Here is a 14,009-nt window from a genome sequence, read left to right on the forward strand (position 1 = left end):
CAAGACTCCCTAATCCACATCGAATACAATTTCAAGACCAGTTGGCTTTTCCTTGAAAAAGTCATGGTATTCTTTAAAAACCAGCTTAAGTCCAGAGGGATCAACAGGAATCGGGGGAGTTACAATAAAATTATGACTGAAATTCCCTTCTGACCCACCTCCACGATCAGGTCGGCATTCGTAACCTTCTCCTAAATTCAGTTCAAGAAAACTATGGTGATGTCGGTGTCGCAGGCGCTGATACTCGTCAAGGTCATCTGATTCTTCGTGCCAATCAATATTCAGTTGAACGACACTTGCATTTTCAAACTGGCGAATATAGGTAATTGTGTATAACCGCTCATCTTTTTCGACGGATTTTAGGATTGGTATATGCTTGATAAACTTTTTAGGTTCAACATGTGGTTTAAATTCCTCTCCCATTCTTAGTGTCGAAAATATCGAGTTTAATAAATCCTCATACAGGTCGTACTTTCCTGACCAGATGGAGATTAATTCTGGGAATGGAAAACCTGGGTTATTGTTTGATAGATCCTTTCGTTGTTTCAGTAAAGCACATATTTGCACGTCTATTGCTGTAAGTCGCTCATCATAATGCTCAGTCTGGCGTTCAAATTGCATGCGTTTCATTTCATCCTCTCCTCGTAAAACTATTTATTCTAAGATTAACAAATAATTACATCTATTCCAATACAATGAAAAGGACAAAAAAAGAGCATGTTTTTGGCACTATCAACACCAAAACCATGCTCTTTTCTATTATACTGCTTTACGAACGCTCTCTTGCTCTGCTTTTCCTCTTTTATGATACCCCTTGCCATAATAGAAGGCGACTAAAATCCCGAGCCATAGCGGACCTACGATTAATGCGATTCTTGTATCTGGGAAGTATGCCATTAAACCAACAACTAGAATTAAGAACGCTAAAGCGAAGTAAGATGTGAATGGGAATAGCGGCATCTTATATTTTAAGCCTCCCATTTGCTCTTTCGTTAAGCCTTTACGATACTTTATTTGGGATAGAAGAATCATCGACCATGTCCAAATCGCACCGAATGTTGAAATTGCTGTTACCCAAGTAAATACTTTTGCTGGTACTAAATAGTTAAGAACAACACCCACTAATAGTGCACCTGCAGTGACTAAAACCGCCGAACTTGGAACACCATTTTTGTTAACTGTTCCTAATTTCTTTGGTGCCTCGCCATTTTCTGCTAAGTTAAATAACATACGGGCTGTACTAAAAATTCCCCCATTACATGAAGAAAGTGCAGCCGTTAATACTACAAAGTTAATGATTCCTGCTGCGGCAGGGATTCCAAGCTTGTCAAAAGTTAAGACGAATGGGCTTCCTTGCGAACCGATTTCAGTCCATGGATAAATGGACATGATGACAAACAATGCACCCACGTAGAAAATAAGAATTCGCCAGAAAACAGTATCAATTGCGCGGGAAAGTGTTTTTTCAGGATTCTTAACTTCCCCTGCAGTAATTCCGATCATTTCAATCCCTAAAAACGCAAACATAACCATTTGTAAAGACATTAATACACCAGTAATTCCGTTTGGAAGTATTCCCCCATTCTCCCAGAGGTTGCTGATACCAGTCGCAATTCCGCCATTACCAATACCAAAAGCAATCATTCCGATCCCACTAACAATCATGAATATGATGGTTACAATCTTAATTAATGCAAACCAGAATTCAAGTTCACCATAAGCTTTAACATTTAGGAAGTTAACAGCAGCCATAATTACTAAGGCAGCCAGCGCCCAGATCCAGCGAGGTACGCTTGGGAACCAGTACTCCATGTAAATCCCGGCCGCGGTAATTTCCGCCATACAGGTAACAACCCATAAGAACCAATAATTCCAGCCTGTTAAGAACCCTGGTAATGCACCTAAATAATCTCGAGCATATTGACTGAAAGAACCGGCAACTGGTTTTTGAATGGCCATTTCTCCTAGTGCTCTCATAATAAAGAACATAATCATTCCAGCAAATGCATAACCAAGGATAATACCAGGTCCGGCAAGCTTTATCGCAGATGCTGACCCAAGAAATAGTCCTACCCCAATTGCAGCACCTAGTGACATTAGCGTAATATGTCTTTCTTCTAAACCTCTTTGCAGCTGATTTTGATTATTTTGCATTCTTCCACCCCTTGAATTATTCATTTTCCTGTTTCACTTTTTCCTAATAAAAGATAAAATAGATAAGCGAAAAATATTATTTCTTTTAAAATAATATCCTCCTAATCTTTTATGGATGGTAGCGTTTTCAATTTATTACTTTAGGATAAATGTGAAAACTTTTCAACAACAATATAACATATTTGTGAACAAATAAGTATTGTAGTATAGCTACAAATATTTTACGAGAATATTGTTTATTTTAACAAATATGTTACACAATACACAATCTCAACTTTCAGAAAACAACAGAAAGGTTTGATAGAGTTGAAAAATGACCCTTTTCGTACCAGTTTTGAGAGTCTAGAAGAATTCGCCGACATGATAAGTGAAGTGCTTAGATGCCCGATTACGATTGAAGATGCAAACCATCGCCTTCTTGCCTATAGTACCCATGATGATCGAACTGATCCAGCAAGAATTGCAACGATTATCGGCAGACGTGTCCCAGAAAAGGTCATCAATTCCTTATGGAAAGAAGGCGTGATCCCCTCCCTATTAAAGAGTCGGGACCCTATTCGGGTTAAAACAGTGGATGATATTGGCTTAGGAAACCGAGTCGCTGTCTCCGTTTGGAAAAATGATGAAGTACTTGGTTTCATTTGGGCTTTAGAAATTGAAAAGACATTAGATGATGAAGATCTACAATGGTTAAAACGGGCTGCAGATGCCACTAAAAATAAACTGATACAAGTACAAACTCGTAAAAATAAAAAAGAGGAACAATATCAAGAGTTTTTCTGGCAGCTGCTAACAAGTCATCTGTCATCCAAAGAAGCAATTATTGATAAGTTTCATTCATTACAAATTAATCCTCCATCGTTTTTTGCTGTTACCGTGTTTCAATTTGCAAAGGATGTAACAAGGGACGATGAAAAGAATATTGCCTATCTTTTAAAAACGATACAGCAGCCTAAATTATTACTTCATACCATTGATCACCAACAGTTAATTTTATTGATTTCTCTTGATGCTTTGTCTCAGCCGGTTGAAAAATTAAATACGTTTTGTGAGTTGTTTGTTCATAAAATGAAAGACCGTTTTGGGATTAGAAAGATTGTACAAAGCTTCAGCAGTATCTATAGTGATTATTTAAAAGTTGAAAAAGCATATCGTGAAGCGCGATCTGTGATTACCATAAAAGAAAAGTTCCCAAATGAAGCAAAGGAACTCCATGGCTATCAAAGCTTAGGAATTTACAAGTACATTAATGTTCTATTAGACAAAGTAGAAAAAGACCACTTTGATAACTACTCTCTCCAAATGCTTCATGAATATGATAAGAAGAACAACTCTGATCTTGTGGAAACATTGGAAGTATATTTAAACAAAGATGGCAATGTACACGAAGCTGCAAAAGCGTTAAATGTTCATACCAACACATTGACGTATCGTCTTAAGCGTATATCCGAAATCGGCGAGATCAATTTAAAAGATCCAAATCAGAAAATCACCCTATTTTTAGATCTTAAGCTCGAAAAATTCAAATAAGACGGAGGCCGCGGTTTATCATACTTGACTGCGGCCTTTTTGTTTGAATTTTTCAACAAAACTATCTATTCGTTTTTAAAAAATGTAAACCCTTTCAAAAATCCTTATTTATCAAGGATAAATGTGAACGTTTTGTGAAATTCCACAAATGGAATCCTTCGGTTTCTCCTATCTAAACAAAGAAAAATAATTTTAAAAGGTTTATTCTAAAGTCACAACAAAACACAACAGTTTTCTAAGGAGGAAATAAAATGATTATTGGTGTTCCTAAGGAAATAAAAAATAATGAAAATCGTGTAGCACTTACTCCAGCAGGAGTTGTTTCATTTGTACAAGCAGGTCATAAAGTATTAATCGAAAAAGAGGCTGGTCTTGGAAGCGGTTTCACGGATGAAGCGTATGCTCAAGCTGGCGCTGAAATCATCGAATTAGCTTCTGATGTTTGGGCAGCAGAAATGGTTATGAAGGTAAAAGAGCCTCTTGAAAGCGAGTATAAATACTTCCGTTCAGGTTTAGTATTATTCACATATTTACATTTAGCAGCTGAACCAGCTTTAGCACAAGCACTTAAAGACAGCGGTGTAATTGCGATTGCATACGAAACCGTTTCAGTTAACCGTACACTTCCACTTCTTACACCTATGAGTGAAGTTGCTGGTCGTATGTCCGCACAAATCGGTGCACAGTATCTACAAAAAGTAAACGGTGGTATGGGCATCCTGCTTGCAGGTGTTCCAGGGGTAAGCCGTGGTAAAGTAACAATCGTCGGCGGTGGTATTGTTGGAACAAACGCTGCAAAAATGGCTATTGGTCTTGGTGCAGATGTAACAATCATCGACCTAAGCGCAGATCGTCTTCGTTACCTAGATGATATTTTCGGAAATCAAATCAAAACATTAATGTCTAATCCTTTCAACATCGCAGACGCGGTTAAGGAAGCAGACTTAGTAATCGGTGCCGTATTAATTCCAGGAGCAAAAGCGCCTAAGCTTGTAACAGAAGAAATGGTTAAAGCGATGAAGCCAGGTTCTGTCATCGTTGACGTAGCGATCGACCAAGGCGGAAGCGTTGAAACCATCGATCACGTTACAACTCACGACAACCCAACATTCGAAAAATACGGTGTGGTTCACTACTCTGTTGCGAACATGCCTGGTGCGGTTCCAAGAACATCTACAATGGCATTAACAAACGTAACCGTTCCTTACGCGCTTCAAATTGCGAACAAAGGTGTAGTTAAAGCAGTTTCTGAGAACCCAGCATTAAAGCTTGGTGTAAACGTAGCAAACGGCGAAATCACTTACGAAGCAGTTGCACGTGACCTTAACTATCAATATGTACCAGTTGAAACAGCACTGGAAAAAGAATTAGCCGCTAACTAAATAAGAAAAGCGTAAACGCCTTGTCCAGGGGCGACAAGCATAAGACGAGCCGGCGAGAAGGTTGCTTTTTAACCTTCTTGACGGATCGACCGAAAAGTGGAGGCGACTGGCCTGGGACGCAGGCGTAAGACGAACACTGAAAGAAGGCGCTTTTTGCCTTCATTTAGTGGGCGGCTTACGACTCGAGTCCCAAGGAGCCGGAACTAGACAAGCTTATGACCCGAGCCCCTAGGCGCTGGAGCTGGACAATTCTCAAAGTCGAATTATATGCTTTCTTATTTTAATAAAACGTCCCTCAAGTTAATTCTTGAGGGATTTTTTTAAAGCATTGGTTCTTTGCAGGGGGGATAGAACCACTTTTGCTAGATTTTTCATTAGGTTTAGTTCTATGAATGCTTTATAGAACCACTTTTACTAGATTTTCCGTTAGGTTTGGTTCTATGAACGCTTTATAGAACCACTTTTGCTAGATTTTTCGTTAGTTTTGGTTCTATGAATGGGGATAGAACCAATCTCGTATCAATAATATTCGGGGGGAATTATGGCGGATCAGCAAAGCTACCGAGATACATGGGCAGAAATTTCTTTAGACGCGGTAAAGCATAATACGATGCAATATAAGGGGTTTATTGGAGAAGCTGTAAAAATCATGGCTGTCGTGAAGGCGGATGGCTACGGTCACGGTGCCGTTCCTGTTGCACAAGCGGCATTGGAGGCTGGGGCTGACTACTTAGGAGTCGCTATTTTGGATGAGGCGATACAACTAAGAGAAGCAGGAATTACTCAGCCAATTCTTGTACTGGGATATACGCCCATTCGATCGATTAGACATGCTATTCTAGCAAACGTAGATCTAGCAGTGTTTTCCGAAGATGTGCTGGACGAGATTATTAACCAATCGGAACAGCTGCAAACATCAGTATCCATTCATCTTAAAGTCGATACGGGTATGTCAAGGATTGGGATTCAAACCAGTGATGAGGCCATTTATTTGGCTAGAAAAGCTTTGATTTCGAAAAATATTATTCTCAAGGGAGTATTTACCCATTTTGCAAATGCGGACAATGAAGATCCTACATATACATTTAAGCAGTACACGCAATTCCAGACAGTCATATCTGATTTAAATTCTCAAAATATTTCGATTCCATTAAAACATTGCTGTAATAGTGCTGGAACAATGAATTTTCCAGAAATGCATCTTGATATGGTCCGGGTGGGAATTGGACTATACGGGCTCTATCCTGATGCTTCTCTAAAGAACCATTCGATCCAACTGCAGCAGGCAATGACACTTAAAACAAAAATCGCTTCACTTAAAATGGTTTCGAAGTCACAGCCGATTAGCTATGGATGTACCTTTGCACCCACCAGTGACAGTTTGATTGCAACCCTGCCAATCGGTTATGCAGATGGTCTTTCTAGACTCCTTTCTAATCGAGGACATTTCCTATTGCACGGAGAAAAAGTTTCAGTGACAGGTCGTGTTTGTATGGACCAAACGATGATAGATGTTTCAAGTGTACCCGGCTGCCATCAGGGGGATGTGGTCACGATTTTCGGGAATAACGATGAATCGTTTCAGTCGATTGATGAAATTTCCAATCTTATGGGCACGATTAATTATGAAGTCGTTTGTTTAATTGGCAAACGGGTTCCACGAATCTATACTACCAATGAAATCGAACAACTTGAACTTCAAACTACCCAGCTTGAATTCGCATAAAAACCCCGCCATATGTGGCGGGGTTTCCTATTTTTAAACCTTTTTCCAATGAGCAGGAGTGTTTAAATGAGTCGGTAATTTAGTATAAATATCCCCATTCGCCGAGTTAACCTGGGCTTGAGTGAGAAAAATACTACCGGAGAGATTTGCACCACTTAGATTAGCGTCTCTTAAATCAGCCCCGATTAAATCGGTTCCTCTCATGTCCGCTTCTCTTAGATCAGCAGCTATCAGCAACGCTCCTCTTAAATTAGCACCTTTTAAGTCTGCACGTTTAAGCTTTGCACCAAGGAGGTCACTACCTCTGCCAATTTTATTTTTCTTAGGAGGAAATTTAGCTCGAACCAGGTCACTAGTTTGTAAAAGTAATTCATTTACGTTCGCTCTATGTGCTGGTACATTAAGGTCGACAATTTCTATTGCACTTAGTGCTGTTAGTTTTTCTGTATCTTTAATTGCTGTCTGCAACTCTTTATGAATTGATTTAGTAGCTTCTATACTTAGTGCTTCATTTAAGTAATAGAGCATTTCATGAAGTTGCTGCATAATAGGAAATACTTCAAACATTTCTTTTGCTGATTTTGGATTTTCCCGCCAGTCATTTCCTTCATAGGTAAATTGAGACACCTTTTGGCCGGCCCCAAAGCATTCATATACCGTACAGCCGCGAAACCCTTTATTTCTAAGATTACTATGAATTCCACAGCGATAATCTGCTTGTAAGTTCGAACAAGGAGTACCTCCATCTTTATCAAAAGCAAAATCAGCGGATTTTGCATAAGGCAAAGCGACACAGCACAGGCCAAAACAGCTTTCACAATCTGCCTTTAAATGATTAAGATGATCGGTAGTGCTCATTAATTGATTAGACAATATATTTCACTTCCTTTATAACCTAAGAATATAACAAAATACCATCGTATGATAAATCAGAGCAACTTTATGTTACCGGCTTATGGGGTTCCGCTGTTTTTCGGGCACATAGAACCCTTCTATATTACCGATTCCTGGATTCCTATGTTTTTTCGGGCACATAGAGCCCTTCTATGTTACCGGTTCCTGGGTTTCTATGTTTTTTCGGGCACATAGAACCCTTCTATGTTACCGGTTCCTGGGTTTCTATGTTTTTTCGGGCACATAGAACCCTACTATGTTACCGATTCCTGAGTTTCTATCTTTTTTCGGACACATAGAACCCTTTTATGCTACCGATTCCTGGGTTCCTATGTTTTTTCGGGCACATAGAACCCTTCTATATTACCGATTCCCGGGTTCCTATGTTTTTCGGGCACATATAGCCCCTCTACGTGACCGGTTTCTTGGCTCCAACGCATTTTCGGGCATATAGAACAAACAAGGTGGGTCCTACTCCAAATACTCATCCATTAGCTTCGGATTTAAATACCTAGCCATACCGGTCTTAATCGTTTTTAATCCTAGTTTCCGATAGAATTCTTCATTACCAGTAGTAGAAATTAAATGAACACAGGATACATCACGAAGCTCCTCGAGTAAATATTCCATGATTTTTCTAGCGATACCTTGTTTTTGAAAATCCTGATGTACCACAACGTCATAGATAGCGGCATTAAAAACACCATCTGACATTGCTCTACCAATCCCAATAATTCGGCCATCTACCGTGGCCAAAGCGAAGACATTACTAGCCTCGAAAACTTGCTGAATAATCTCTTTAGTATGTTTCGACCAACCGACAGAAGCGTATATATCTAGCATTTCATCTAGGTTTGCCTTTGAAATATCACTAAGAATCTCCATACTTATCACCCCTAATATAAGCTCTGGATCTCAACACTCTGTGGCAGTGAAAACGGGTTTACCTTGTTGATATGATCATAAAACATGATGCCATTTAAATGATCGATTTCATGCTGAACCACGATGGCACCATATCCCTTAAAGCGATAAACGATTTCTTTCCCCGTTATATCGTACGCTTTCACTTTAATCCTTTCATATCTCGGTACAAACCCCTTCACTTCTCGATCGACCGAAAGGCAACCTTCCCCCTCAGGCAGATACACCATATTCATGGAATGGCTGATGACTTTGGGATTGATCAACATTAGTTCTTGATATTCATTCTTTTCATTTGGAAAAAGTGCTGCAAACATTCTTTTATCAAGGCCGATTTGATTCGCTGATAAGCCTGAACCCGGCCGCAGATTATATTTTTTCGCAATTGCCGGGGTTTGACTGTTTTTCAAATATTGAAGCATGCAAAGTAATATTTCCTTATCTTCGTCCGAAACAGGGATATTCACTTCAGTCGTCTTTTTTCTTAATACTGGCGCCCCTTCTCTCACGATATCTTTCATCGTTATCAAGTAATTCATGTTGAACTTACTCATAAATAAACACCTCATCAACTCTCTTATTTAACACTTTTGCAATCTTAAACGCTAATTCCAGCGTCGGGTCGTATTTATCATTCTCAATACAATTTATCGTTTGCCTCACCACACCACACTCCTTAGCAAGTGTGTCTTGTGTAATCCCTAACTTTTTTCGTAATTCCTTCATAAAGTTCTTCAAATAATCACCACTTTTGTCTAAAACATTTGACATTAATCGTAAAACACCAATAAAAAAATGTCCAGTGTTTTGGACATCTAAATTTTCACTTTTCTTTATCTAACGTTTTTCATGCATATACTTCAACCACTTTTTCTGTTTGTAACTACAAATGATATATCCAACCACAGTTGCAGTGGTGACTCCTGTAGACAAGTTCTGAACGAATGAATGGGAGGTATAGATTCCAACAAAGATACCTATTATCCCAAGTAATGTTAATTGAAATAATTGCTTTTTCGTATTCTCAAAAATCGTAAATTGGAATTGCCTTCTTTGTTCTGTTTCTTTTGCATGCTCTAATTTTTGAGGTGCTTGTAAAAATTCTGTTACTGAATGCAGCAACTTAAAGACTGGCTGTGATTGAAGCCATTGCCACACCATTGACCATTTGTTATTGCCTTGTTTGTTTAGCCACTCCAAAAAGACTGGTTTCCCTAAGTCCATCAATTCCTCCTCAGGAGCTAAATTTCGGATAATTCCCTCAATCGTAACGAATGAACGGCCTAGGAAGACAAATCTAGTTGGAACCTGGATTGGCAGCGCACGAATCAAGTCATTCATTTCCATTTTTAAAGCAAGCAGGTCAGTTTCCTTTAATTGCGAAGGCTGGAAAGAAGTGAACTCCGCTAATAATCTTTCAATCGTTCTTGAATCTGCCCCAGGGAGTAAAAAGCCTAATTGAAACAGACAATCCACTGCTTTTGAGTAGTTTTTCGAAAGAAAGCTTTCAATCAAGCCTTGAAAATAACTGGCATCCTTTTTGCTGATTTCTCCAATCATGCCAAAATCAAGTAAAATGATTTTGCCTTCGTTAGAGATTAGGACATTTCCAGGATGGGGGTCGGCATGGAATAAACCGGGCTCCAGCCATTGCGGCAGAAATACCTTGATCAATCTTTGCCCTAGCTCATGACGGCTTAAGGGTAATTGATCAATCATAGCCGTATCGGTTAGCCTTGCCCCCTCGATCCATTCCATTACTAGGACATTGGAAGAACTCAGTTCTGGATACACATCTGGTATTTGAACGACATCCAGATCTTTAAATCGCTCCTTAAAGGTCACGATGCTATTAAGCTCCTTTGAATAATCAAGCTCTTGTTCAATCACCTGTTTAAGCTCCTTGAACAGGACTTTAAAATTGATGAACCCTTTTGGTATCGGCACGATATGGTCTGCAAACCAAATCACAATGGCTAATATCCGAAAGTCCGTTTGGACAATGGAATCTATATTTGGTCGCTTCACTTTAATCGCCACCTCAGTTCCATCTTGCAGCACACCTTTATAAACCTCGCCAATTGATGCGGAAGCAACAGCCGTTTTTTCGATCGAAAGAAATTGCTGCTGATAAGATTGGCCCAATTCCCTTTTAAGAATGACCTCAATTTCAGTCCATTTTGAAGGCGGGACATTGTCTGTCAGATCTTCGATTTGACGGATAAAGGATTGGGGCAGTAAATCAGCCCGCGTGCTTAATATTTGGCCTACTTTAATGAGCAAACCTTCTAATTCAAAGAGTGTTTTTCGATACCGTTTCCCTATTTCGCCCCAGAGTTTATCCCACTCCTCTGGTGATTTCCTCAGAAGCTTATACAAATAAATTTTCAGGAAGATGATAAAATACATGGAAAGGATTTTTCTCATTCTCCTCATTTTGCTTTCTGTTTTCATGCCTAGCCCTCTCATTTCGTTTTACATATACTTTTTGAAACAAAAAAGACTGCAGGGAGCAGCCTTTACATATAATTGATTTCGAGCCAGCCATTGTTTAGTGAAATTGAGTAAAATTCTTTTTCCACTGGGGCATTATTTTTTAGGACATAATCAATATCCTCTTGAATACCTGAATATTCTTCCGAGAACATCGCTTTAATCATATCTGCATGTTCAGGCAATACTGATTTATACCCGGAAGACATATGGGCAATGGTTTTACCATCTTTTAATATCGCAAAAACATCACTGAAGGAAATTCCATATAATTGGGCCCCGTAGTTTTTAACGGCAGATATAAGATTGATTAAATTTGGATAAACGGCCTCATCCATTATAAGGTGGTACTCATACCCATCAATCTTAATCTTATCTTGAGGGGCAATGTCTGGCGGATTAGCCGATACCTTATCTTTTTCTGTTGAGCCCTGTACTGGGAGTGGTTTTACCTCATCATTTTCTTTTACAGAATGATTTGTCTCCGCCACAGATTCTTCGACCACTGCGGATTCTACTTTTGGATCTTGAATAGGATCCCCTTGGCTTTGAGAACCTTCCTTTTGACAGGCGCTTAACATGATAATTAGTAGTGACAAAGAAATGAGAGTAAAACGTTTCCTTTTCATGTATTCTCCCCCCAGATTACCCTTTAGATATAAGACGTTTGAGTCTGTAAAAGGTTTCGAATTTATGGTATTTTTTATGACATTTTTAATAGTTTTATACCCATCGGACTCGGAGAATAAAACTTTTTCTTGAAATTAATTGAGCTGGCAGCTTGAAACAGGTAAAATGTACAGATTAAATAGGTGAAGATGAGGTGTTATGAAGTGAAGGTTATGGAAACCGACAGATTAATCCTTCGAAAGCTATCGGCAGATGATGCAGCCTTTATTCTCAAACTAGTAAATGAACCAACATGGTTACGTTTTATCGGTGATAAAGGTGTGCGAACGCTTGAAGATGCACGAAACTATATTTTAACAGGGCCAATGGACATGTACTCTCGACTGGGTTTTGGGCTTTATTTGGTAGAACGAAAGGATGGAAATATCCCTATTGGCATGTGCGGCTTGATCAAAAGAGCTTCCTTAGAAGATGTCGATATTGGTTTTGCTTTCCTATCAGGCTTCCAATCACAAGGGTATGGCTTTGAAGCAGCCTCCGCTACGATGGAGTATGGGCTTAACAAGCTAAACCTCAAGCGAATTGTAGCGATCACCTCTAAGGACAACCATGTTTCATCCAGGTTGCTTGAAAAAATCGGCATGAAATTTGACCGTTTCTTGGTACTACCTCCTGAATCGGAGGAGTTAAAATTATATACATCTGAATAAAATTTTCAATTCGATATTCCTTCAACTGGGCTAACGCTGCATCACTTTTTCCCTTCCAAAATATTCAACATTCAGGCCCAGTTCTCCTTTTTTATCCACCCCAAAATGTGTAAGATTTATACTAAAATAGTATTACTTACCTAATTTAATAAAATTAAAAGATTATTAAATTCCTCCTGTATATTTGTTATCCCCCATCATATAGTTAGAACTATCTCCTGGTTTAGCGTTTGGATTTATTGGTGTTTGAGGATTATTATTGTTTCTCTTACGTCTCCAATCAATAAATAATGCAAATGCTAAAATCAACAGGACAAAAATCATTAGTAACCAAAGCATCGCGTTCACTCCTTTTAAGCATTTTATTATAGAATATATATAGTTCGAACATTCAGATATCAACATTTGGAGTGATTTTATGAAGAAAATTTATCTTATTAGGCATTGTGAGGCAGAGGGACAACCTGCCGAAGCTCAACTAACAGAACAAGGTCGGAATCAAGCTTTCCATTTAGCTGAATTTTTTTCTGACATAAAAATCGACCAGATAATTTCTAGTCCATTTCAGCGTGCGATCCAATCCATCCAGCCTCTTGCAAACCGATTAAAGGTTGAGATAGAGATTAATAGTCAACTATCAGAACGTGTCCTCAGCACAGAGAACCTCCCTGACTGGTTTGAGAAATTAAGAGTATCTTTTGATGAGTTGGAATTGAAATTTGAAGGTGGAGAGTCCAGCCAAGAAGCATTGAATCGAATCATCGAGGTTGTCGAAGCTGTATTCAACAGTGAAGCTAACAATAGCATTATTGTTACCCACGGGAATTTAATGGCCCTGCTGTTGAAGTATTTTAATGATGATTTTGGATTTGATGAATGGAAAAATCTAAGCAATCCAGACGTGTATTTATTAACGTATGAAAGTAATAACGTGAAAGTTGAAAGAGTATGGAATGAAATTAGTTAAGTTCAATACAAAAAAATGCTTGTGAATGGCACAAGCATTTTTTATATGGCTCTATCCTTTCGCAGTATGCTGTAGCATACAAGATCATGGTAGCTGCCGTGTAAAAATTGGGCCTCTCTTGTGATTCCCTCATGGATAAAGCCCAAGCGTTTTGGAATCGCACAGCTTTTTTTATTTTCTGCAGCTGCTCGAATCATGACCCGGTTCAACTGGAGTTCATCGAAACAGTAATCCGTCAGCGCTTGGACAGTATTAGTGATAATTCCTTTTCCTTGATAGGCTTCGCTAATCCAATAGCCAATTTCTGTAGTCTTATTTTTCCAATCAATATAGTGGAGGCCAATCATTCCAACCAAAGTATTTTTGAAAAAAATTCCCACTTCAAATCCATTGTTATCAGCTAGTTTTTGCAGCCATGATGGAATAATTTTTGTTTGATAATCATAAATACTTGGTAATTCTACTGCCCAAATCAGCCACTGTTTCAGGTGATCTTGATTTTCTTTAAGAGCAGAAACAAGAATTTCTGCATCCTTAGGCAATAATAACTGTAAATGAATATCTTGATTTATTGGTAATTTGAACATGCTTTTGTTCCT

At 38.8% G+C, this 14,009-nt stretch carries 15 protein-coding genes; 5 read left to right on the forward strand and 10 right to left on the reverse strand.

From position 1 onward, the window contains the following. Positions 1–9: 9 nt before the first annotated feature. Complete coding sequence (locus ACWM35_RS16670) at positions 10–630, reverse strand: hypothetical protein (protein ID WP_454819931.1); 621 nt, start codon at positions 628–630, stop codon at positions 10–12. Positions 631–759: 129 nt separating this feature from the next. Further along, positions 760–2,154 (reverse strand): amino acid permease, encoded by a 1,395-nt coding sequence (locus ACWM35_RS16675; protein ID WP_454819932.1) that lies wholly within the window; start codon positions 2,152–2,154, stop codon positions 760–762. A gap of 306 nt (positions 2,155–2,460) precedes the next feature. Between ACWM35_RS16675 and ACWM35_RS16680 the strand changes: the two genes are divergently transcribed. The 3 genes from ACWM35_RS16680 (at position 2,461) to alr (ending at position 6,792) form a co-directional block, all read left to right on the forward strand. Next, positions 2,461–3,684 (forward strand): PucR family transcriptional regulator, encoded by a 1,224-nt coding sequence (locus ACWM35_RS16680; RefSeq protein WP_454819933.1) that lies wholly within the window; start codon positions 2,461–2,463, stop codon positions 3,682–3,684. 251 nt (positions 3,685–3,935) lie between these two features. Then, complete coding sequence (gene ald, locus ACWM35_RS16685; protein WP_454819934.1) at positions 3,936–5,066, forward strand: alanine dehydrogenase; 1,131 nt, start codon at positions 3,936–3,938, stop codon at positions 5,064–5,066. 541 nt (positions 5,067–5,607) lie between these two features. Then, entirely contained in the window at positions 5,608–6,792 is a 1,185-nt protein-coding gene (gene alr / locus ACWM35_RS16690) for an alanine racemase (protein WP_454819935.1), read from the forward strand. Positions 6,793–6,825: 33 nt separating this feature from the next. Here the strand turns inward: alr and ACWM35_RS16695 are convergent, their stop codons facing one another. The 6 genes from ACWM35_RS16695 to ACWM35_RS16720 form a co-directional block, all read right to left on the reverse strand. Then, complete coding sequence (locus ACWM35_RS16695) at positions 6,826–7,650, reverse strand: pentapeptide repeat-containing protein (protein WP_454820089.1); 825 nt, start codon at positions 7,648–7,650, stop codon at positions 6,826–6,828. Between the two features lie 507 nt (positions 7,651–8,157). After that, positions 8,158–8,577, reverse strand: a complete 420-nt coding sequence (locus ACWM35_RS16700) for a GNAT family N-acetyltransferase (RefSeq protein WP_454820090.1) — start codon at positions 8,575–8,577, stop codon at positions 8,158–8,160. Between the two features lie 5 nt (positions 8,578–8,582). Continuing rightward, positions 8,583–9,164 (reverse strand): peptide deformylase, encoded by a 582-nt coding sequence (gene def, locus ACWM35_RS16705; RefSeq protein ID WP_454819936.1) that lies wholly within the window; start codon positions 9,162–9,164, stop codon positions 8,583–8,585. Further along, positions 9,157–9,348 carry a helix-turn-helix transcriptional regulator gene (locus tag ACWM35_RS16710; protein WP_454820091.1) on the reverse strand — a complete coding sequence of 64 codons (192 nt, stop codon included), beginning with the start codon at positions 9,346–9,348 and terminating at the stop codon, positions 9,157–9,159. The genes def and ACWM35_RS16710 overlap by 8 nt, the downstream gene beginning before the upstream one ends. A gap of 99 nt (positions 9,349–9,447) precedes the next feature. Further along, complete coding sequence (locus ACWM35_RS16715) at positions 9,448–11,064, reverse strand: ABC1 kinase family protein (protein WP_454819937.1); 1,617 nt, start codon at positions 11,062–11,064, stop codon at positions 9,448–9,450. A gap of 65 nt (positions 11,065–11,129) precedes the next feature. Then, positions 11,130–11,732 carry a hypothetical protein gene (locus tag ACWM35_RS16720; RefSeq protein ID WP_454819938.1) on the reverse strand — a complete coding sequence of 201 codons (603 nt, stop codon included), beginning with the start codon at positions 11,730–11,732 and terminating at the stop codon, positions 11,130–11,132. A gap of 204 nt (positions 11,733–11,936) precedes the next feature. On the opposite strand from ACWM35_RS16720, the gene ACWM35_RS16725 reads away from it, so the two are divergent. After that, positions 11,937–12,443, forward strand: coding sequence for a GNAT family N-acetyltransferase (locus ACWM35_RS16725; protein ID WP_454819939.1), 507 nt, complete (start codon positions 11,937–11,939; stop codon positions 12,441–12,443). 165 nt (positions 12,444–12,608) lie between these two features. Here ACWM35_RS16725 and ACWM35_RS16730 read toward each other — a convergent pair whose 3' ends face one another. Continuing rightward, positions 12,609–12,782, reverse strand: coding sequence for a hypothetical protein (locus ACWM35_RS16730; RefSeq protein ID WP_454819941.1), 174 nt, complete (start codon positions 12,780–12,782; stop codon positions 12,609–12,611). 79 nt (positions 12,783–12,861) lie between these two features. On the opposite strand from ACWM35_RS16730, the gene ACWM35_RS16735 reads away from it, so the two are divergent. Then, positions 12,862–13,410 (forward strand): histidine phosphatase family protein, encoded by a 549-nt coding sequence (locus ACWM35_RS16735; protein WP_454819942.1) that lies wholly within the window; start codon positions 12,862–12,864, stop codon positions 13,408–13,410. A gap of 41 nt (positions 13,411–13,451) precedes the next feature. Here the strand turns inward: ACWM35_RS16735 and ACWM35_RS16740 are convergent, their stop codons facing one another. After that, positions 13,452–13,997, reverse strand: coding sequence for a GNAT family N-acetyltransferase (locus tag ACWM35_RS16740; RefSeq protein ID WP_454819943.1), 546 nt, complete (start codon positions 13,995–13,997; stop codon positions 13,452–13,454). Positions 13,998–14,009: the final 12 nt, after the last annotated feature.

It is taken from the genome of Neobacillus sp. K501 (genome assembly GCF_053749995.1).

What these genes read in the sequence shown, in the direction of transcription:
- ACWM35_RS16670 (WP_454819931.1), bottom strand. Translation starts at nt 630, where the DNA reads ATGAAACGCATGCAATTTGAACGCCAGACTGAGCATTATGATGAGCGA.
- ACWM35_RS16675 (WP_454819932.1), bottom strand. Translation starts at nt 2,154, where the DNA reads ATGCAAAATAATCAAAATCAGCTGCAAAGAGGTTTAGAAGAAAGACAT.
- ald (WP_454819934.1), top strand. Translation starts at nt 3,936, where the DNA reads ATGATTATTGGTGTTCCTAAGGAAATAAAAAATAATGAAAATCGTGTA.
- alr (WP_454819935.1), top strand. Translation starts at nt 5,608, where the DNA reads ATGGCGGATCAGCAAAGCTACCGAGATACATGGGCAGAAATTTCTTTA.
- ACWM35_RS16695 (WP_454820089.1), bottom strand. Translation starts at nt 7,650, where the DNA reads ATGAGCACTACCGATCATCTTAATCATTTAAAGGCAGATTGTGAAAGC.
- def (WP_454819936.1), bottom strand. Translation starts at nt 9,164, where the DNA reads ATGAGTAAGTTCAACATGAATTACTTGATAACGATGAAAGATATCGTG.
- ACWM35_RS16715 (WP_454819937.1), bottom strand. Translation starts at nt 11,064, where the DNA reads ATGAAAACAGAAAGCAAAATGAGGAGAATGAGAAAAATCCTTTCCATG.
- ACWM35_RS16720 (WP_454819938.1), bottom strand. Translation starts at nt 11,732, where the DNA reads ATGAAAAGGAAACGTTTTACTCTCATTTCTTTGTCACTACTAATTATC.
- ACWM35_RS16730 (WP_454819941.1), bottom strand. Translation starts at nt 12,782, where the DNA reads ATGCTTTGGTTACTAATGATTTTTGTCCTGTTGATTTTAGCATTTGCA.
- ACWM35_RS16735 (WP_454819942.1), top strand. Translation starts at nt 12,862, where the DNA reads ATGAAGAAAATTTATCTTATTAGGCATTGTGAGGCAGAGGGACAACCT.
- ACWM35_RS16740 (WP_454819943.1), bottom strand. Translation starts at nt 13,997, where the DNA reads ATGTTCAAATTACCAATAAATCAAGATATTCATTTACAGTTATTATTG.